Genomic DNA, 19,107 nt, shown 5'->3' with positions numbered 1-19,107 from the left:
GTACATCGCATCGTCGATGGACGGCACCACGAGGCGGCCTGCGCTGAGAAAGAGCGGTCGGCGGCGATGATACAGGATCGCGCGGTCGTAGGACAGCGGCCGTCCGGACGGTTTACCGTGACCGGCGCGAGGCGAGCCGCCCGGCCAGCGCCGAGACGATGACGGCCGGCACGGCGAGAGCGGCGACCATCAGCAGGCCGACCGCCCATAGCGGGCCGGTACCGGTATTCAGCCACATCACGGGAAGCTGTGCGGCGGTGAGGATCGCGCCCGCCGCCCACCCGCGCCGCCGCAGCCACGATCCGGCCACGGCGGAGAGCGCGAGCGAGACGGGGTACCAGAGGCGCCAATAGGCGTCGGCGTCCCACGGCTCCGCCGTCCCGGTCGCCCGGGCGACAGCATACCAGTAGAGCGTGCCGCCCAGCAGCAAGGCGATCATCTTCATCGGCGCGGTGTCCTTTCGCTGCGTTGGCCGGGATTTCACCTGCCCGCATGCGGCGATGAAGAGAAGTGGTGCAATCGATGTCGGTGTGTCGACAGGTCGACGTCAACGTGGGGCGGCCGGGATGACGGAAGAGTTTTGCAAAGGTTGCGCGGAGGCCGTGGCCCAGTTGGCATGACGGTCCTGGCGACGCGCGACGCCTCTTTCTGCCTCCCTCCACTGGACCCCGGCCTTCGCCGGGGTGGTGCTTGTGGAAGGATCACATCCCGAGGACCATCGTCACACACGCCCTCCTGCCCATGCGTTTGAAAGCGGTGGATGCCGGAACGAACCCGGGATGGCCGGGAGATGCCTCGTCAAGGCGGATAGGGGATACGCACCCCGTCTAGACGAAGCCGAGGTTCCAGGTGGACGGATTGTAGTTGCCGATGTTGGGCAGGACCGTGCGCAGGTCGGTGTCGGACACGCCGAACCAGCGGGCCAGCGTGGCGGCGTATTGGTCGACCGCCATGGTCGGCAGCAGGCGGCCCTGACCGACATCGTCGGCGGTGTTGTTGCCGATCGCCGGCGGGGTGCCATAGAAGCGCCCGCCATTGACCCCGCCGCCCATGACGAAGTGCATCGAGCCCCAGCCATGGTCGGACCCGTCGTCGTTCGACTGGAGCGTGCGGCCGAAATCGGAGGCGGTGAAGCTGGTCACCTTGTCGGCGACGCCCAGCGCGGCGGTGGTGTCGTAGAAGGCGCGCATCGCGGCGGCGACGCGGCCCATCAGCGGACCGTGCTGCGCGACGAGATTGTCGTGCAGATCGAACCCGCCGACCGACACGAAGAAGACCTGGCGCTTCACCCCCAGTTCCGAGGAGACGGAGATCAGCCGGGCGACCATCCGCAACTGGTCGGCAAGCCCGTTGCCGGCGGGGAACAACGGGAAGTTGGCAGCAGGAGCGCCGGCAAGCGCCCCGGCGACCTGGGCATAGGTGTCGAGCGAGCGTTTCGAGACGCGGGCATGCTCGTCGGCCAGCAAGCCGCCCGTGGCGCCGGTCATCAACGTCCGCAGCGTCTGCGCGGCGGCGGCCGAACCGTAGAGCGTGCGGCTGTTGCCGATCAGCGGGATGGGGCCACCGGTGCCGACCGAATATTGCACGGCGTTCCGCCCGGTCAGGTAGACGGCGTTGCCACTGGCGTTGATGCAGGTAAGCGCGGCGGTGCCGTTGCCGTTCTGGAAGACATCGCCGATGCGCCCGCCCCAGCCGGAGGTCGCACCCTCCGGGCTCGACGCCTGGAAATAGCTCTGCTGGTCGTTATGGCTGAACAGCTTGGGGGGCAGCCGCACCGCATTCTGCTGGTACTGCGCCTTGGTGGTCGGCTGGACCAGCGTGCCGAGATTCAGGGCGACGGCCAGCTTGCCCTGATCGAACAGCGGCGACAGCGCGCCCATGGTCGGGGCCAGGGCATATTGCCGCCCGTTGCCGAGCGCCTGCGACGGGGTGAGCAGCGTGCCGGCGAGCGCCTCCCGCGTCAGCGCGATGCTGGGGCGCGCGGCGCGGTACAGGTCGTAGCTCGCCTGATCGTACGGGGTCAGCGTGTTGGCGTAATCCATCCCGCCGTACAGGAAGACGCAGACCATCGCCTTGTAATCGGTCGCGGTCGCCGCCGCCGCCTCGCCGATCGCGCCCAGCGTGGTGGCAAAGGGCGTGGCGACCCCGGCGAGCCCGAGCGCGGCGGACCGCTTCAGGAAGGCGCGGCGGGACTGGTCGTGTTCGAAACAGCTCATCACTTCACCGTCAGGAATTCGGGGGAGGCCAGGGTCAGCATGATGGCGATGCCGACCCGGTTGGTCGGCCCGTTGGTGGCGGTCGCCGCGACGCTGTCGACTGCGGTGCGGATCGCGCCGATCGTGGCGGCGGACAGCTGCCCGGCGGCGAGGAGCAAATTGACCTCGTCGACCAGCGCGTTGGTGTCGGCGGCCCTGGCCAGGATCGCCGTGTAATCGGCCTTGGTATCGCCGGTGCCGTTGGCGACCAGTGCGTATATGTAATTGATATAGCCGACGACCGACTGTTCGTTGGTGATCTGGAATTCGGGGGCGACCAGCCCGGCCTGCGCGATCGCGGTGGCGGGCGGGCTGTAGCCGGGGCGGAAGAAGTTGAAGACGGTCTGGCTGCGTCCCATCGCCTGGCCCAGCCGGTTCGACTGGCTGCTGGTATCGCCGAAGCCCCAGGCGTTCGACGGCGAGCCGACCGCGAAGGCGCGCGCCCAGCCGGTCAGCCGCATGACCGGCTCGCGCAGCTTGCCGGCATTCGCGGCGGTGAGGGCGGCGTCGCCGCGAGCCTCGGCATCGAGCAGGATCGCGGTGATCACCGCCTTCATGTCGCCGCGCACGCCCGATCCGTTGTCGACGAACTTCGCCGCGACCCGCCCGACATAGGCGGGGGAAGGATTGGACGTGACGAGGCGCTGGATCAGCTGCCTCGACACGAACGGCGGCAGGTTGGCGTGGGCGAAGATCGTGTCGAGCGCGGTCTTCACCGCCGCGACTCCACCGCCCGAGACGCTGGTGCCGAGGAAGCTGGCGCTGCCGGTTTCGTTGATGCCGGCGTTCATCACCAGCGGCACGCGGTAGCGATCGGGCGTCGTGCCGATGTTGGTCGCGAGCGACAGGCCGGTGAAGACGCGTGCCAGCCCGGCCACATCGGCCTGGGTATAGGTTTCGAGCGGCTGGGCGGCGGCACCCTTGACGGTGCCGTCGCCGTTCAGCTGGTACAGGCCGAGGGTGAACAGCTGCATCAGCTCGCGCGCGTAATTCTCGTCGGGCAGCGCGCCGGTATTCGCGTTGGCCTTGCGGTTGTTCAGGAAGGTCAGGAACGATGCCATCGCGGCGTTGAAGGTGATCGCCTCCATCAGCTGGCGGTAGTTGCCGAACGCGTTGTCGAGCAGGACATCGACATAGGCGGCCATCGCGAACTGTTTCCAGTTCAGGTTCACGCCGTCGATCCCGACCACCAGCATGTCGAGCAGCGCCATGCCGACGCGCTGGCGCAGCTGGTCGGGCTCGACGATCAGCTGGCGCCACATCGTCGTATCGAACCCGGCGGTGTTGTTGATGTTGGCGTCGACCGCATAGCCGTTGGCGACCAGCCAGTCCCAGTGGCTGATCGCGCGCGGCCGGGCGAACTGCGCGGTGATCCACGCCTCGTACCCCTGCGCGACCACCTCTGCGATCGTGTCGCGCGTGGCGCCCATCGTGGTCTGCGAGAGGAAGCGGCTGGCCTGTGCCTCGGTCGGGGGCACGCGGACGACGGCGACGGGCGTGGTGGCGGCGGGGCCGGACGCGGTCTCGCCACCGCCGCCGCCGCAAGCCGCGAGCAGCAGCGCCGGGGCGAGGATGGCGGCGGACGGTGTCGACCGGGCGTCCGGCCGCTCCGCCGTGATGTCGTCTGCGGTACCGGTGACGACGTCGTTATGCTGATCCTGCAGCACGATATTTCCCCGAACTGGTGGCGGCATCACGCGCGAATGCCGGCCAAGCGCGGGGAACGGTAGCGGCGATACGGTTAACGTTCCTGCCATCGATTCCAACGGCCCGTCGCGCACGAAGGCCGGCCGGCCGCGGATGCGGCCGGTGGACGATCGGAAAGCGGACAGATTTATCAGGGACTTGCAGCGGCCCGGGCGGAACGCGGGCGTCGGTTGGGGAATTATCGTCTGCGATGAACCTCCGCCCCCGCCATGTCGCCATCGCGCTGCCGGCGAAGAACGAGGCGGGCGAGCTGCCCGATTGCCTCGCCGCGTTGGACCGGGCGGCGGCGCGATATGACGGGCCGGTGACGGTGGTGGTGCTGGCGAACGACTGCAGCGACGGAACGCTGGCGGTGCTGGAGGGCAGCAGGCTGCGGCACGCGCGGCTGGTGTGGCGGGCGGTATCGCTGCTGCCGGGTGCGCGTCATGCCGGCTGGGCGCGGCGGCTGGCGTTCGATGAAGCGGCGGCGCTGCTGGAGCAGCCGACCGATCTGCTGGCGTCGACCGATGCCGATACCGGGGTGGCGCCCGACTGGATCGCCCGCATGGCCGCGCATCTGGACGCGGGCGTCGAGGCGGTGGCGGGCAGGGCGCTGACCCGCCGCACGGACCGGGCGGCGCTGGGTGCGGTCGCGGTGCGGCGGCTGAACCTGCTGGGTCGATACTATACGGCGCTCGACTGGCTGCGGGCGGACATGCTGCCGTCAGCAGCGGATCCGTGGCCGCGCCACTACTACGAGGGGGGTGCGAGCATCGGGCTGACGCTGGACCTGTACCGGCGGATCGGTGGTGCGCCGACGCCGCCGGTCGCCGAGGATCGCGCGCTGTTCGAGGCGGTGAGGGCGGCGGGCGGCAGGGTACGCCATCCGCTCGACGTCCGGGTCTTCACCTCCAGCCGCACGCAGGGGCGAGCACCGGGGGGCATGGCCGACGCCTTCGCCCGGTGGATCGGGCAGGCGGAGGGCGAGCCGCTGCACGAGACCTATGCGATGCCGGTCGCGCTGGACCCGGCGCGGGCGGGCGTCGGCGACTGCCTCAGCTTCGGGACGCTGCCCGGGGCGATCGCGACCGCGGGGGCGATGATCCGCGCCCGCCGCTCAGCGGCGGCGCCACAGGTCGAGCCGATACTGGTCCCGCCGCTCTTCCACGAGGATGTCGATCGTATCGCCCAGCAGGGTGGCGAGACCGCCGACCGCCTCGTCGCCGGACTGGGGATAGTCGGTGTCGCCCAGCCAGTGGACCAGCAGCAGGTGGCCGCCTGACACGACGGCGCCGGGCAGATACGCGGCGAAGCGGGCGAGGTCGGGCCGGTCCCAGTAATAGATCACCTCCGACAGGAGGATGAGGTCGAACGGCCCGGACGGCGCGTCGGCGGGCAGGCGCCGCTGCTCCAGCACGACCTGTGGCAGGCGGGCGCAGCGCCGTGCCGCGGCGGCGAGGGCGGTGGCCGATACGTCGACCGCCAGCAGATGGTCGCAGCGGGGGGCCAGCCGCTCGGTGAGGACACCGTTGGCACAGCCGACCTCCAGCGCCGATCCGAACCGCTCCTCCGGCAGGCGGGCGAGCGTGTGGTCGTACTTGGCGCGTTCGTAGGGGCTTGTCTCGAAATCCCAGGGGTCGCCCCGATCGCGGTACAGCGCCTCGAACCAGTCAGGGTCGATCGAGCGGTCACGCCGCATGTCGTGGCTCCAGCAGCAGGAGGTGGGAGGCGTCGACCAGCCGCCGCATGGCGCGGGGCAGGACGAAGCGATCGGGTGCGCCGGCGATCCGGCCGCCGAGCTGGGTGCGATGCCGGTCGAGCGCGCGCCGCTGATCGCCGCGCCACCGGGCGACGGGCATGGCCGAGACGCGCATGCCCGCCAGTCGCCGGTCCAGATCGGGGCGCGTCCATCCCCAGACGCAGTAGAAGCGGCAAGCGATACGCAGGCGCCCGGCCACGGCGGTCGCGAGACGGGCCGCGGCCTCGTGATCGCAGTGGGGATCGCCCTCCCAGCTGGCGACGATCGTGCGGATGCGGCGGGCGCGGCATAGCGCGACGAGGCGGCGAAGCGTGCGGTCGAACGCGGGCGTTCCCGGCGCGAAGGGGGCGGCGTCGCGCCAGCCGAGCGCGATCGACGGGGCCGTCACGCCCAGACAGCGCAGCGCGGTGGCGGCCTCCTGCGCGCGGACGGCGGCGATGCGCGACGGTGACCAACCCGGCGCACCGACATGGCTGCCCGATCCATCGGTTAGGAACGCCACTGTGGGCGACGTGCCGCGCGCCGCCAGCGCCGCGATCAGGCCGCCGCAGCCGAGCGTCTCGTCGTCGGGATGCGGTGCCAGGACCAGCCAGCCGCCGGCGCCGGCGGCCTCGCGCGGCGACAGCGGGCGGGCACGGCGGTGCAGCCGAGCCCAGCTGCGTCGCCCCGGGGTCACCACCACGGATCGTCGCCCCAGCGATCCGCCTCCAGCCACGCCGCCGCCGCCCGGTCGCGCGCCTGGTCGGGTACCGGCTGGCGCAAATAGAGGCCCAGGTCGCGGGTGATCCGGTCGATGCGGCTGCCATCGAAGAAGGAGGCGGTGCCGACCGACCGCGCGGCGCCCTCCATCGCGAGCAACGCCGCCTCCTCGACGACGCCACGGGTCATCAGGACATGGGCGATCGCCTCCGGCCGGGCAGCCTCCGCCAGCCGGGCGGCGCGGGCGACCCACTGCCCGGCCGAGCGGACCGCGACGGCCGCGGCGGCGAAGCGGTTGCGCTGGATCGGATCGGCGCCCTTGCCGGTCGTCACCAGATGGTCCCGCCAGTGGCGGACCAGCGCCTCGGCCGCACCCAGTTGCACGGCGGTGAACCGCCACGCGCCGGCCGAGAAGCGCGGCTCCCGCTCGTAATCGCCCGGCGCGCCGATCAGGGCATCGTCCCCGACGATCATGCCGTCGAAATCGAACGTACCGCTCATCGTGCCGCGCATGCCGCGAACCTGCCACGCGCCATTGTCGACCCGCCCGGCGGCATCGGCGATATCGACGAGCACCAGTTGCTTGCCGCCGTCCGGCAGGCGCGCGGTGATCAGCACGCGGTCGATATGGCCGGCACCGGTGGCGAAGCATTTGGCGCCGCCGAGGCGATGCCCGGTGCCGCCGGACACGATCGTCATCCCCGGCGCAGGCTCGGTATTCCAGACGCCGAAGCTGCGCCCGGCGGCCAGATCGCGCGTCAGCGTCGCGCGCTGATTCGCGTCGCCATAGGCGTGGACCAGTTGCGCGGCGTTGACATGCCCCTCGAACACGCGCCCCAGGCTGAGGTCGACGCCACCGATCAGCCGCAACGCCGTCGTCAGGCACAGGGTGGAGGATGGACCGGCGAGCGTCGTGAAGGCACCCAGCGCGCCCGCATCGGCCAGCATCGCGAGCCGCGCGGTGGGGAAGCCTTCATCGCCGTTGGCTGCGTCCCAGTCGGCGGCGAGGGTGCGCAGGCGATCGATCACGGCATCCGTTTCGGGACCACTGGTCTCCATCAGCAACGAATCGTCCTCCCACACCATGCAAGGGCCAGCGCGCGTGGACCCGTTCAGTTCCGTGCACGACTGTGCGTACCCCTGTCGTGATCGGTTGAAGGGTGGCGATGCGGGTGAAGGATCGGAGTGCGATCCACCCAGGACGAAGCACCTCCCCGGCGAAGGCCGGGGTGCAGCGGAGGGGCGGCAGCGAGGAGCGTTGCGCATTGCCAAGCCGGCCACACCGACTGGACCCCGGCCTTCGCCGGGGTGATCGATATGGGCGGTTTAGCCTGAATGTATCAAGCCGTAAAAATCATCTTATGACAATATGTTACGCGGCGTTGCTACGGTTCGGACTACTCTTAGATCACTGCCTGCCGGGCGCGGAGCCTATGCCTTCACATAAACCCATGCGTCGTGGCCCGATCGCAGGCGCACCGACACGCGGCGGTAGTTGTCGCCCTCATACTCGTCCGACGCGGCGATCTCCGCCGCGGTCAGGGTATAGACGGTGCCCGTGATCGGGGGTGCCGCGGGATCGGGCACCAGAGCGAGGTGGGTCGCCGACCCGCTGACCGCCAGAACGCCGGGGTCGCGGATGACGATGGTGGTGACGCGGTAGCCGGTCAGCGTGTCGGGCATACCCGCGAGCAGCCGGCCGAACGTCGCCTGCTGGACGGCGGGATCCTGCAGCGTGCCGTAGGAGAAGAGCGGCGCGGGTGCGTCGGTCATCGCGTCGGTCCGGTCAGCCGATCGCTTCCAGCACGGCGGCGCGCAGGTCGGGGATGCCCATGCCCCCTTCGGACGAGGTGGCGATGATGCCGGGGTGGGCGGCGGGCCGCTTACGAGCCTCTTCCTCGGTGCGTGCCATTACCTCTGCGAGCTCGGTCGCCTTCACCTTGTCCGCCTTGGTCAGGACGATGCGATAGCTGACCGCCGCCTTGTCGAGCATGCCGAGGATCTCGCGATCGACCTCCTTGATGCCATGTCGCGAGTCGATGAGGACCAGCGCCCGCTTCAACACATCGCGGCCGCGCAGGAAGTCGTTCACCAGATAGCGCCACTGGCGGACCATGTCCTTGGGCGCCTTGGCGAAGCCGTAGCCGGGCATGTCGACGAGGCGAAAGGCGAGCGGCTGGCCGACGTCGAAGAAATTCAGTTCCTGCGTGCGGCCCGGCGTGTTCGAGGTGCGGGCAAGGCCGTTGCGGTTGGTGAGCGCATTCAGGAGCGACGACTTGCCGACGTTGGAACGGCCGGCAAAGGCGACCTCCGGCACGACGGGCGCGGGCAGATGTTCGAGCTTCGGCGCCGATTTGAGGAAGGCGACCGGGCCGGCGAAGATCTTGCGCGCCTGCTCGACCAGTTCGGGGGCGAACGACGCACCGGCACCGGCCTGATCCGTTACCCCAGCCGGCACCGGAACTGCTTCGTCGCGGGGCTGCTCCCCGTCCGGTGCCGATGGCTCGCTCATTTGGCGGGAGCTTCCTTCAGGCCCGGATGGCGGGCGTAGAGCAGGCGCTGCTGCAGGATCGAGACGCAGTTGGTCGTGATCCAGTAGACCTGCAGCCCGACCGCGAACGGCGCCATGACGAACATCAGCACCCACGGCAGGAAGGCGAACACCTGACGCTGGGTCTCGTCCATCGCCTGCGGGTTCAGCTTGAACTGGAAGTACATGCTGATGCCAAGCAGGACCGGCACGACACCGATCGCCAGGAAGTGCGGCGGGGTGAACGGGATCAGGCCGAACAGGTTCAGGATGGTCGCCGGATCGGGTGCGGACAGATCCTTGATCCACAGCACGAACGGCTGGTGGCGCATCTCGATCGTCAGCAGCAGCACCTTGTACAGCGCGTAGAAGATCGGGATCTGGATCAACGTGGGCAGGCAGCCGGCGAGCGGATTGACCTTTTCCGCCTTGTACAGGGCCATCACCTCCTGCTGGAGGCGGGGCTTGTCGTCCTTGTAGCGCTCCTGCAGCAGCTTCATCTTCGGCTGCACCGCGCGCATCGCCGCCATCGAGGCGAACTGGCGCTGCGCGATCGGGAACAGGATCAGCCGGATCGTCAGCGTGAGCAGGATGATCGCCACGCCGAAATTGCCGACCATGCGGAACAGCCAGTCGAGATAGTAGAAGATCGGCTTCTCGACGAGGCGGAACCAGCCCCAGTCGATCGCATAGTCGAGCTTCGTCACGATGCCGTCGTCGGTATAGCGATCCAGCAGGCGGACTTCCTTGGCACCCGCGAAGAAGCGAGCGCCCTCGGTCAGTGCCTGACCGGGCTGGAGGATGCGGGGCTGGACGCTGTAATCGGCCTGGTAGCTCTTGTTCGCACCGGCGCGAAACTGGCCGTCGAAGGTCTGCGCGGCATCGGGGACGAGCGCGGTCAGCCAGTATTTGTCGGCAAAGCCGAGCCAGCCGTTATTGGTCGTGAAGCGCTGGGTCGCCTCGTCCACGTCCTTGAAGTTGGGAGCGTAGTGGGCGGCGCCGTTGTTGACCGACATCGGGCCGGTGTGGATCGTCCAGCTGTCCGGGTCCTTCGATACGCCGACGCGGTTGACGAAGCCGTACGGTGCGACGGTGACCGGCCGATCGCCGGCATTCAGCACCGTCTGGCGGATGGTGAACAGGTAATCGTCGTCGATCGCGACCTCGATCCGGAAGCGCTGGCCGGAGGCGTTCGCCGCCTCCAGCCGGACCGGCTTGCCGGGCGACAGGACGGAGGCGGAGGCGCGCCAGACGGTGTCCGCGCCGGGCGGGCTCAGCCCTTCCGCGCGCCAGCCGAAGCCGGCGAAATAGGCCTCCGGCGCCCCGGCGGGGGAGAGGAGGCGGATGGGCGCGGAGTTCTTCGCGACCGTCTCGTTATACTTGACCAGCACCAGATCGTCGATGCGGGGCCCGCGCAGGTTGATCGACCCGCGCAGGCGCGGCGTTTCGATCCGGACGCGCGGGGTTTCCGCCAGCACCTGCTGCCGGTCGCGGATCGCCGCCGGGCTGTCGGCGGTGGGATCGGCGCCGGGTTTGGGCAGCGCGACCTGCTTGCCGTCGACCATCTTGGTCGCAGGCGGATTGGCAGTGGGGAAGAAGCGGTTCTGGACCAGCGGCCAGCCGAACAGGATCAGCGCCGCGATCACCGCGAACAGCACGAAATTCTGGCGGTCGTCTTTCACGGCGTCGAAATTCCTACGGGATTGGGCAGCGCGGTCACGGAACGGGATCGGGGCCGAACCCGCCCCAGGGACGACAGCGCGCGATCCGCTTCACCGCGAGCCAGCCCCCTTTCAGCGCGCCATAGCGGCGAACGGCGGTGATTGCATAGGCCGAACAGGACGGATCGAAGCGGCACGAGGGGGGAAGGATGGCGGACGGGCCCCATTGCCAGCCACGCGCGAGGAGGATGAGAAGGCGGGCGGCAAGGCCCGGCGAGGGCGTGTCGGTGGCCTCTGCGGGAGCCGGATCGACACAGCCGCACGGGCCGACCCGGTCCGGCCGGGCGGTCACCGCGCCACCTTGCGCAGCGCCTTGGCCAGTTCGGTGCGGAGGGCGGCGTAATCCCGCTCGATCCCGCCGGCCCGGCCGATCAGCACATGGTCGGCGCCATGGATCCCACCGGCGGGCAGCACGTCGCGGACCAGCGCGCGCAGGCGCCGCTTCATGCGGTTGCGGACGACCGCATTGCCGATCTTCTTGGTGACGGTGTAGCCGATGCGCATCGTCGCATCGCCATCGTCGCGGGACCGGACCAGCAGGACGAAGCCCGGCATCGGGGCGCGCCGGCCGCCATTCGCCGCCAGGAAATCCCGGCGGCGGGTCAGCACCGCGAGTGGCGGGGTCGCCGCCGCGTCGCGGTGCGGATCGATTACGCCGACAGCTTCTTGCGGCCGCGGTTGCGACGGGCGCGGATCACCGCGCGGCCGCCGACCGTCGCCATCCGTGCGCGAAAGCCGTGACGACGCGCCCGCACCAGGTTGCTCGGCTGGAAGGTCCGCTTCATCGTTCATTCCCTAACAAATATCACTGTAACACAAAAAGGGCCGCCCGAGGGACGGCCTTGCTGGCGGTGCGCATAGGCAAGGGGGGCGGCCAAGTCAATCGGCGAGACCGCTGGCCGAGCCGGGCCGGGTCGATCGCGATGTCCGCTTTCGACGGCCGGTTCGTCCGCTTCGCGATACGACAAAGGGGGTAGGGCACCCGCCGGGGGTGAACGATGGCGGCGATCGTGTCGACGGTGGCGTATCTGGGGCTGGAAGCGCGCGCGGTCGAGGTGCAGGTGCAGCTGATCGCCGGCCTGCCCGCGTTCAACGTCGTCGGGCTGGGCGACAAGGCCGTCGGCGAGAGCCGCGAGCGGGTGCGCGGCGCGATCGCCGCGATGGGGCTGGCGCTGCCGCCCAAGCGGATCGCGGTCAACCTGTCGCCCGCCGACTTGCCCAAGGAGGGTTCGCATTTCGACCTGCCGATCGCGATGGCGCTGCTGGCGGCGATGGGCGTCGTCGATGCGGAGGCGCTGTCGGGCTATGTCGTGGTCGGCGAGCTGGGGCTCGACGCGCGGATCGCGCCATCGCCGGGCGTGCTGCTCGCCGCCCTGCACGCCGCGGAGAGCGATCAGGGGCTGATCTGTCCGGCGGCACAGGGGGCGGAGGCCGCGTGGGCGGGATCGATCGAGGTGGTCGCCGCGCCCGATCTGCTGGCGCTGATCAACCACTTCAAGGGTCACGGCCTGCTCGCCGCGCCGCAGCCCGGCGGGGTGGAGGAGGAGGCGGTGGCCGGACCCGACTTGCGCCAGGTGAAGGGGCAGGAGACGGCCAAGCGGGCGCTGGAGATCGCCGCGGCGGGCGGCCACAACCTGCTGTTCTGCGGCCCGCCCGGATCGGGCAAGTCGCTGATGGCGGCGTGCCTGCCGGGCATCCTGCCGCCGCTGGGGCCCGAGGAGGTGCTGGAGGTGTCGATGGTGCAATCGGTCGCCGGCACGCTGACCGGCGGGCGGCTGACCCGGGCGCGGCCGTTCCGCAGCCCGCATCATTCCGCCTCGATGGCGGCGCTGACCGGCGGCGGGCTGAAGGTGCGGCCCGGCGAGGTCAGCCTGGCGCATCTGGGCGTGCTGTTCCTCGACGAACTGCCCGAGTTCAACCGGGCGGTGCTCGATTCACTGCGCCAGCCACTGGAGACCGGTACGGTCAGCGTGGCGCGGGCGAACGCGCACGTGACCTTTCCCGCGCGGGTCCAGCTGATCGCGGCGATGAACCCGTGCCGGTGCGGCCATCTGGGCGACGCGGCGCTCGCCTGCGCCCGCGCGCCACGCTGCGCGGCCGATTATCAGGCGAAGGTGTCGGGGCCGCTGCTGGACCGGATCGACCTGCACGTCGACGTCGCCGCGGTGAGTGCCGCCGACCTGGTCCTGCCGCCGCCGGCCGAGGGATCGGCGGAGGTCGCCGCGCGGGTGGCGGCGGCGCGGACGATCCAGGGCCGGCGTTACGCCGGACACGGGGTGCGCACCAATGCCGAGGCCGACGGCCCCCTGCTCGATACGGTCTGCTCGCCGGACGACGCCGGCCAGGCGCTGCTCGCCCAGGCGGCGACCGCGATGCGGCTGACGGCGCGCGGCTACACGCGGATCCTGCGCGTCGCGCGGACGATCGCCGATCTGGCCGGCACCGACGCGGTGACCCGCATCCACATCGCCGAGGCGCTCGGTTATCGCCGGCAGCCGCCCCGCAATTGAGTGCATGGGCTTGCCGCGACGCGCCACCTTCGCTAGCGCGTCCGGCGGCGCTGCCCCTGTGGCGAAATGGTAGACGCGACCGACTCAAAATCGGTTGCCGAGAGGCGTGCTGGTTCGAGTCCGGCCAGGGGCACCACTTCGTGAAATGGCACCTCTCAGAGGAAAAGAGTGGGCACCAGCGCGCGGGGCTGTCGTGCTTCAGCCTTGACTTGTTGGAGAATGTTGCTCAAATGTTCCAGCCGTATTAGCTGGGGCGAGGCGGCATGTTCGAGATATCTGGCAGCAATAAATCGAGCGCTTTTTCATAGTGGCTGCGAACTGGTAAACTCCTGCCTTCGTTAAGTTCTGATGGTCTCGAGCTCAAATTCAACCCGTGGCACGATCCGGCGGATGGCCGGTTCACCGTTGCCGGCGCCGGGCGCCGTTACGGCGCGGGCGGGGTCGACGCACTTGGCGAGGAGAACCATCGGGCGTCGTCCAGCACTGGCTCCGTGCCGCCCTTGGGGAAACGTAGCAAATCGCAGACCGCGACACTGCCGATTGCGAGAACCCCTGCTGTAGCGCCGACCGGTGAGGACCGAAAGCCGGTGAAGCATGCGTCGCTCGTGCTGCAATCCAAGCGCACGGAAGGGAGGTGGCCCGGTTACGAGTCAAGTCCTCTCGCTGAATTCGTCGGGGGCGTTGGCGAAGGACTCTATGATGTCGGGAAAGGAGCGTTGGCCGGAGTTCATGCTGCGTTGACAACAAATCCGGCGACCAACGTTCGCAACGTCGGACGCGGAATAGCGGGCATGATCGATGCCGCGATTGCCGCTGAGGATACGCCCGCCCGTGTCCAGGTTTCCGACGCGGCAAGCGCCATCGCCAACACTTCGGCGCGGGACCTCGGTCGCTCCACCGGGATGGTCGTCGGGAACGTTGTGCTGGCGGCAGCGCCGGCGGCGGCGCTCTCCAAGGCTGCCGCATTGCGCTCACTCCGCACCGCGAGCCCGCGTATAACCTTTGATCCGCCGCAAATCGGCTGGGTGAGGGAGACGACCAAGTCGGAAAGGCCTTGGAAATCCTATAACGACTCTGCGCCGGGCGCGCGCGCTGGTCAGGCGCCGACGTTGATGCGGACGATGGCCGATGGTTCGAAGCGACCGGTGAAGTTTGACGGCATTCAGGGCGATTAGATGATCGACCGGAAATGGTCTGTCGTAGACAGGCCGCGGTCACGCGCCCAGATTTTGCGCCAATCGGAAGCATTGGCAGAACATCGCTCGATCGGGACATGGGAGGTTCCCACGCCTGTCCAGAAAACCAAGGCGCTGAAGCTTCTCAAGCAGATGAATATCACCAACATCCACGTGAAGGTTGTAAAGCCATGATCGCGATGCAGGTTGCCGAGATTATCGCAGAGTACGCCGTGTTCCTCGAATTAACCGACGAAGAGGAACTGAACCTCGACACCGCCGTGAAGATGATGGAGGCCTTGGCTGGCCATCTTCAAGAGATGGACAAGGGTTTCCTTCGTGAACTGGTAGACGCGTTCCCGATCATAGCGGAAAAATATAGTGGCGAGGCGCGCGAGGTGGTGCGCAACATATCTTGCGGCTATTACCTCGACGAGGTGCTGGCAGCTGACGACCCCGTCAAGCTGGCGGAGTTGGAAGCGTTGCGCGACGCGAATAACTGAAAGGCGAGATCTGGACTCGTAGAATCGTAATGCCGCATATTTCAGCGTCGATGCTCACATCGCTAACTGTCGATCGAAATTATCCGATGATCCGGGTGTCCATCTTTGCTCCACCCACGGGGCACCACCTTCCTTTCAGACACTGACCGTGAAGTGCTAGTTGGCACCCCCGAATGTTGCTTAAGTCATGCATTGCAATATTCGATATTGTTCTGCAAATGTTCTTGCCAACGGAGTTGGTGAGGCAACATGGCACTGGGTTCGGGTCATCAGCAAAGCAATGGTCTTCGCGGTGTGCCGACAGGATTGCTGCCGATTCCCCGACATCCGGATGGCGCAGAACTGAAGTTCGATCCCTGGCATGATCCGAAGGGCGCTCGGTTCACCCTCGCCGGTGCCGGACGACATGATAGCCGACGGGAAGGCGCATCTTCCAGCAGCGGAAATGGCACCGCGGACAGTTCGCGTCCTTTCGACCAGCGACGATCGACGTGTGGTGGACGGTCGATGGCAGCAAAAAAGCACGAAATCTTCCAATCAAAGAGCGGAGAAGCACCGTGGCGGAAAGTGAATCAGAGAATCTGCTGAACGAGATCGGTCGATTATTGATGGAGGATGACGAATATCCGTCCGAGCCGACGCTGCTTTACGCTCAACTCGATTATAACGTGGTGGGAGAGTCGATATTCAAGGAGCTTGGTAACCAGTTTCTCTATCGATGGTGACGTGCTCCCCAAAGCCCTACCAGTCATAACTGGAGTCCGGGGTTGGTATGGTGCCCCTCGGGGCGGTGTTGCACAACCCGCCTGGCAGCATCGGCGGGCGTCAGCCCGCCAACACCACTATGCGGCCGCACATGGTTGTAGTCGTCGCGCCAGAGCCGCAGCACCGAGCGGGCATGGCCGAGCGATACGAACAGCGTCTCGTTGAGGCATTCGTCGCGCAGACGACCGTTGAAGCTCTCGACGTAGCCGTTCTGCTGCGGCTTGCCCGGCGCGATGTAGTGCCACTCGAGAGGCCGTTCCTGCGTCCATCTCAGGATCGCCAGGCTGGTCAGCTCGGTGCCGTTATCGCTGACAATCATCAGCGGCGGTACGCCCCTGAGCGCGATGATGGCGTCGAGCTCACGAGCGACACGCGCGCCTGACAGCGAGGTGTCCGCCACCAGCGCGAGGCACTCGCGCGTGAAGTCGTCGACCACCGCCAGGATACGGATGCGCCGGCCGCTGATCAGCGTGTCGCTGACGAAGTCGAGGCTCCAGCGCTGGTTCGGTCCCTGTGGCAGCGTCATGGGTGCTCGGGTGCCTATCGCTCGCTTGCGGCCACGCCGACGCCTGACCCGCAGGTTCTCCTCGCGGTAAAGCCGCAGCAGCTTCTTGTGGTTCATGACCAGACCCTCGCGAGCCAGCATGATCCCCAGCCGCCGGTAGCCGAAGCGCCGACGTTCCGCCGCGATCTCGCGCAGCCGCGACCGAAGGTCGCCATCATCACTACGCCGGGGCGCGTAGCGCACCGACGTCCTGTCCACGCTGAAGATGGTACACGCCCGACGCTCGCTGATGCCGAACAACTGCCGAGCATGCTCGACAGCCTTCCGTTGAGCGGCGGGCTTTACCAGTTTTTTGCCGCGACTTCCTTCAGCACGGCATTGTCGAGCATGGCGTCGGCCAGCAGCCGTTTGAGCCGGCCGTTCTCCTCCTCGAGCACCTTCAGCTTGCGCGCCTGCGACACGTCCATGCCGCCATACTTGGCCTTCCACGCGTACAGCGTCGCGCTGCTGATCCCGTGCTTGCGACACACATCGGCGGTCTTCATCCCACCTTCCTGCTCGCGCAGCACCGCGATGATCTGCTCCTCGCTGAACCTGGTCTTCTTCACGTCCGTCTCCTCACGAAGGCGGACTCTAGCTCAAACTGGCAGAGTTTCAGGGGAGCACGTCAATGGCCGGTCAACAAGCGCCTGCCCTATGCTCTTCTCGAATTATGGGAGGCGCAAGAAGAACAGGGTCGGTGGTCAGAGCTGGAATACGTGCTGCGCGATGGCAAGTTCGAAGTCGGCTATTTCTACCCCGATGACATCGATCCCGAGGAGGACGTGATCGAACGGCGCCAGCGAGCGCTGCTGCGTCATTTCGGAGAAAAGCCGATCGTCTACCTGCCCTGGCCCGACGACGAAGGGAGCGCTGGATACGATCTGTAGTAGCGGTCTTCCCGATACGCGCGAGGGGTGATGATCAATGGTCGAAGCGGGAACATCTGCTGCGCGACGGCGAGTTCGACGTCGGTCCTGTCCCGACGCGATCGGCGGCGAAGACCACGTGATCAAGCGTCGGGACCGTTTCGCTGCGACGGAATGCCGGAGCCGGGCCGACCGGCTATCCGTTCGCGTACGATGGCGACGAAGATCTTTGCCGTGCCAGGCAGGTCGCCTGAGCCGCGTTGGTGATCCGGGGTTTGCGGCCATGCCGGCTGTTCACCCTTTCCTCGATCGTCAGGCTCGAGCGTAGCCGATCACCGGGGGCCATTGCCCCTGTCGGCGATCCCCCTGCGCGTTTGACCGCGGCCGGTGAACTGGCGATGGTGGCGGGCGACCACGCGTGTCGGCCGGATGGAGAAAGCCCTTGGATAGACGTCAGTTTCTTGCAGCCTGCGGGATCGGTGCGGGCGGCGTGCTGATGCCCGGTTTCGCGGGACGGGCGATCGCGGCCGATCAGCTGGGGGAGCCGATCGAGGCGGCGGTGAAGCGGCGGCTGGCCGACGCGGCGCTGGCGGCGGCGAAGCAGGGCGGGGCGAATTACTGCGACGTGCGCGTTGGACGATACCTGCGCCAGTTCGTGATGACGCGCGAGGCGACCGTGCAGAACGTCGTCAATACCGAATCGAGCGGGATCGGCGTGCGCGTGCTGGCGGACGGGGCATGGGGCTTCGCCGCTACCAACACGATGACGGCGGAGGCGGTGGCGGACACCGCGCGGCTGGCGGTCGCGATCGCCAGGGCGAACGGCCGCAGCCAGACGTCGCCGGTGCGGCTGGCGCCGGCCAAGGGCGTGGGCGAGGTCGGCTGGCGGACGCCGATCGTACGCAACGCGATGGAGGTGCCGCTGCAGGAAAAGGTCGACCTGCTGCTGGGCGTGAACGCCGCGGCGATGGCGGCCGGCGCCAGCTTCGTCAATTCGCAGCTGTTCCTGGTCAACGAGCAGAAATATTTCGCCAGTTCCGACGGTTCGTACATCGACCAGGATGTTCACCGGATCTGGGCGCCGTTCACCGTCACCGCCATCGACAAGGCATCGGGCAAGTTCCGCACGCGCGACGGACTGTCGGCACCGATGGGGCTGGGGTACGAGTATCTGGCGGGCAAGGCGGCGGACAAGACGACCTCGCCCAACGGCATCGTGGCCTATGGCAACTCCTATGACATGAAGGAGGATGCCGTCGCCGCGGCGAAGCAGGCGCGCGAGAAGCTGACGGCGGCGTCGGTGACGCCCGGGCGGTACGATCTGGTGCTGGATCCCAATCACCTGGGGCTGACCATCCACGAGTCGGTGGGTCATCCGCTGGAGCTGGACCGGGTGCTGGGGTACGAGGCGAACTACGCCGGAACGAGCTTCGCCACGCTCGACAAGCGGGCGGCGCATTTCCAGTACGGCAGCGACAAGGTGACCGTGGTCGCGGACAAGACGCAGCCCGGCAGCCTGGGTGCGGTGGGGTATGACGACGAGGGGATCAGGACCAAGCGCTGGGACCTGATCAAGGACGGCAAGCTGGTCGATTACCAGGCGACGCGCGATCAGGCGCATATCCTGGGCAAGACCGAATCCGATGGCTGTTCCTATGCCGACAGCTGGTCGACGGTGCAGTTCCAGCGGATGCCCAACGTCTCGCTGCAACCCGGCAAGGCGCGGCTGAGCCTGGCCGACATGATCGGCGGGGTGGACAACGGCATCTACATCATGGGCCGGGGCAGCTTCTCGATCGACCAGCAGCGCTACAACGCGCAGTTCGGCGGGCAGCTGTTCTACGAGATCAAGAACGGCAAGATCACGCGGCCGCTGGCCGATGTCGCCTATCAGATGCGCACGCCCGAATTCTGGAATGCCTGCACCGCGGTGTGCGACGAGCGGGATTACCGCCTGTTCGGATCGTTCTTCGACGGCAAGGGACAGCCGAGCCAGGTGTCGGCGGTCAGCCACGGATCGGCGACGACCCGTTTCGACGGGATCAACGTCATCAACACCGCGCGCTCGCTCGGTTGAGGAAGGGAGAGGGG

The 19,107-nt window shown here is 67.9% G+C and carries 20 protein-coding genes, 1 tRNA gene and 1 pseudogene; 9 read left to right on the top strand and 13 right to left on the bottom strand.

Annotated elements, in window-relative coordinates:
* Nucleotides 1-112: 112 nt before the first annotated feature.
* The 3 genes from ABC319_RS05370 to ABC319_RS05360 all read right to left on the bottom strand — a co-directional run bounded on the left by ABC319_RS05370 (nt 113) and on the right by ABC319_RS05360 (nt 3,922).
* Nucleotides 113-445, bottom strand: a complete 333-nt coding sequence (locus ABC319_RS05370; protein WP_413069231.1) for a hypothetical protein — start codon at nt 443-445, stop codon at nt 113-115.
* Nucleotides 446-827: 382 nt separating this feature from the next.
* Nucleotides 828-2,216, bottom strand: a complete 1,389-nt coding sequence (locus ABC319_RS05365) for a DUF1501 domain-containing protein (protein WP_413069230.1) — start codon at nt 2,214-2,216, stop codon at nt 828-830.
* Nucleotides 2,216-3,922, bottom strand: coding sequence for a DUF1800 domain-containing protein (locus ABC319_RS05360; protein WP_413069229.1), 1,707 nt, complete (start codon nt 3,920-3,922; stop codon nt 2,216-2,218). Before ABC319_RS05360 ends, ABC319_RS05365 begins: the two co-directional genes overlap by 1 nt.
* 230 nt (nt 3,923-4,152) lie before the next feature.
* Here ABC319_RS05360 and ABC319_RS05355 point away from each other — a divergent pair.
* Nucleotides 4,153-4,551: pseudogene (locus ABC319_RS05355) on the top strand (glycosyltransferase family 2 protein); the annotation flags it as partial.
* A gap of 507 nt (nt 4,552-5,058) precedes the next feature.
* On the opposite strand, the gene ABC319_RS05350 reads toward ABC319_RS05355, so the two are convergent.
* The 9 genes from ABC319_RS05350 to rpmH form a co-directional block, all read right to left on the bottom strand.
* A complete protein-coding gene (locus ABC319_RS05350) occupies nt 5,059-5,640 on the bottom strand; it encodes a class I SAM-dependent DNA methyltransferase (RefSeq protein ID WP_413069228.1) in 582 nt (193 codons plus the stop codon).
* Nucleotides 5,630-6,376, bottom strand: coding sequence for a PIG-L deacetylase family protein (locus tag ABC319_RS05345; RefSeq protein WP_413069227.1), 747 nt, complete (start codon nt 6,374-6,376; stop codon nt 5,630-5,632). Before ABC319_RS05345 ends, ABC319_RS05350 begins: the two co-directional genes overlap by 11 nt.
* Nucleotides 6,373-7,458 carry an acyl-CoA dehydrogenase family protein gene (locus ABC319_RS05340; RefSeq protein WP_413069226.1) on the bottom strand — a complete coding sequence of 362 codons (1,086 nt, stop codon included), beginning with the start codon at nt 7,456-7,458 and terminating at the stop codon, nt 6,373-6,375. Before ABC319_RS05340 ends, ABC319_RS05345 begins: the two co-directional genes overlap by 4 nt.
* A gap of 372 nt (nt 7,459-7,830) precedes the next feature.
* On the bottom strand, nt 7,831-8,172 hold the full coding sequence (locus ABC319_RS05335) for a gamma-glutamylcyclotransferase family protein (RefSeq protein ID WP_413069225.1): 342 nt from the start codon (nt 8,170-8,172) through the stop codon (nt 7,831-7,833).
* Between the two features lie 13 nt (nt 8,173-8,185).
* Nucleotides 8,186-8,911 (bottom strand): ribosome biogenesis GTP-binding protein YihA/YsxC, encoded by a 726-nt coding sequence (gene yihA / locus ABC319_RS05330; protein ID WP_413069224.1) that lies wholly within the window; start codon nt 8,909-8,911, stop codon nt 8,186-8,188.
* Nucleotides 8,908-10,611 (bottom strand): membrane protein insertase YidC, encoded by a 1,704-nt coding sequence (gene yidC, locus ABC319_RS05325; protein WP_413069223.1) that lies wholly within the window; start codon nt 10,609-10,611, stop codon nt 8,908-8,910. Before yidC ends, yihA begins: the two co-directional genes overlap by 4 nt.
* A 34-nt stretch (nt 10,612-10,645) precedes the next feature.
* On the bottom strand, nt 10,646-10,840 hold the full coding sequence (gene yidD, locus ABC319_RS05320; RefSeq protein ID WP_413071621.1) for a membrane protein insertion efficiency factor YidD: 195 nt from the start codon (nt 10,838-10,840) through the stop codon (nt 10,646-10,648).
* A 98-nt stretch (nt 10,841-10,938) separates the two neighbouring features.
* Nucleotides 10,939-11,259: a ribonuclease P protein component gene (gene rnpA, locus ABC319_RS05315; RefSeq protein WP_413069222.1), complete on the bottom strand. Its 321-nt coding sequence runs from the start codon at nt 11,257-11,259 to the stop codon at nt 10,939-10,941.
* Between the two features lie 41 nt (nt 11,260-11,300).
* Complete coding sequence (gene rpmH, locus ABC319_RS05310; RefSeq protein WP_183986409.1) at nt 11,301-11,435, bottom strand: 50S ribosomal protein L34; 135 nt, start codon at nt 11,433-11,435, stop codon at nt 11,301-11,303.
* A gap of 213 nt (nt 11,436-11,648) precedes the next feature.
* Between rpmH and ABC319_RS05305 the strand changes: the two genes are divergently transcribed.
* The 6 genes from ABC319_RS05305 to ABC319_RS05280 all read left to right on the top strand — a co-directional run bounded on the left by ABC319_RS05305 (nt 11,649) and on the right by ABC319_RS05280 (nt 15,563).
* Nucleotides 11,649-13,160 carry a YifB family Mg chelatase-like AAA ATPase gene (locus ABC319_RS05305; protein WP_413069221.1) on the top strand — a complete coding sequence of 504 codons (1,512 nt, stop codon included), beginning with the start codon at nt 11,649-11,651 and terminating at the stop codon, nt 13,158-13,160.
* A gap of 52 nt (nt 13,161-13,212) precedes the next feature.
* Nucleotides 13,213-13,296 (top strand) — tRNA-Leu (locus ABC319_RS05300).
* Nucleotides 13,297-13,951: 655 nt separating this feature from the next.
* A complete protein-coding gene (locus tag ABC319_RS05295; RefSeq protein ID WP_413069220.1) occupies nt 13,952-14,335 on the top strand; it encodes a hypothetical protein in 384 nt (127 codons plus the stop codon).
* Nucleotides 14,336-14,530: a hypothetical protein gene (locus tag ABC319_RS05290; RefSeq protein ID WP_413069219.1), complete on the top strand. Its 195-nt coding sequence runs from the start codon at nt 14,336-14,338 to the stop codon at nt 14,528-14,530.
* Nucleotides 14,527-14,838 carry a hypothetical protein gene (locus ABC319_RS05285; protein WP_413069218.1) on the top strand — a complete coding sequence of 104 codons (312 nt, stop codon included), beginning with the start codon at nt 14,527-14,529 and terminating at the stop codon, nt 14,836-14,838. The genes ABC319_RS05290 and ABC319_RS05285 overlap by 4 nt, the downstream gene beginning before the upstream one ends.
* A gap of 491 nt (nt 14,839-15,329) precedes the next feature.
* A complete protein-coding gene (locus ABC319_RS05280; protein ID WP_413069217.1) occupies nt 15,330-15,563 on the top strand; it encodes a hypothetical protein in 234 nt (77 codons plus the stop codon).
* Nucleotides 15,564-15,586: 23 nt separating this feature from the next.
* Here the strand turns inward: ABC319_RS05280 and ABC319_RS05275 are convergent.
* A protein-coding gene (locus ABC319_RS05275) for an IS3 family transposase (protein ID WP_413068384.1) occupies nt 15,587-16,716 on the bottom strand; the annotation gives its coding sequence in 2 pieces (ribosomal slippage) (nt 15,587-16,464 and nt 16,464-16,716; 1,131 coding nt in all).
* A 150-nt stretch (nt 16,717-16,866) separates the two neighbouring features.
* Between ABC319_RS05275 and ABC319_RS05270 the strand changes: the two genes are divergently transcribed.
* Together ABC319_RS05270 and ABC319_RS05265 are read left to right on the top strand one after the other, a co-directional pair.
* Complete coding sequence (locus tag ABC319_RS05270; RefSeq protein ID WP_413069216.1) at nt 16,867-17,037, top strand: hypothetical protein; 171 nt, start codon at nt 16,867-16,869, stop codon at nt 17,035-17,037.
* A 421-nt stretch (nt 17,038-17,458) separates the two neighbouring features.
* On the top strand, nt 17,459-19,093 hold the full coding sequence (locus tag ABC319_RS05265; protein ID WP_413069215.1) for a TldD/PmbA family protein: 1,635 nt from the start codon (nt 17,459-17,461) through the stop codon (nt 19,091-19,093).
* The last annotated feature ends 14 nt before the right edge of the window (nt 19,094-19,107 follow it).

The organism is Sphingomonas phoenicis (genome assembly GCF_047238005.1).
Lineage (GTDB): Bacteria > Pseudomonadota > Alphaproteobacteria > Sphingomonadales > Sphingomonadaceae > Sphingomonas.
Note: the sequence above shows the minus strand (reverse complement) of the source record. Positions and strands in the feature narration are given on the sequence as shown.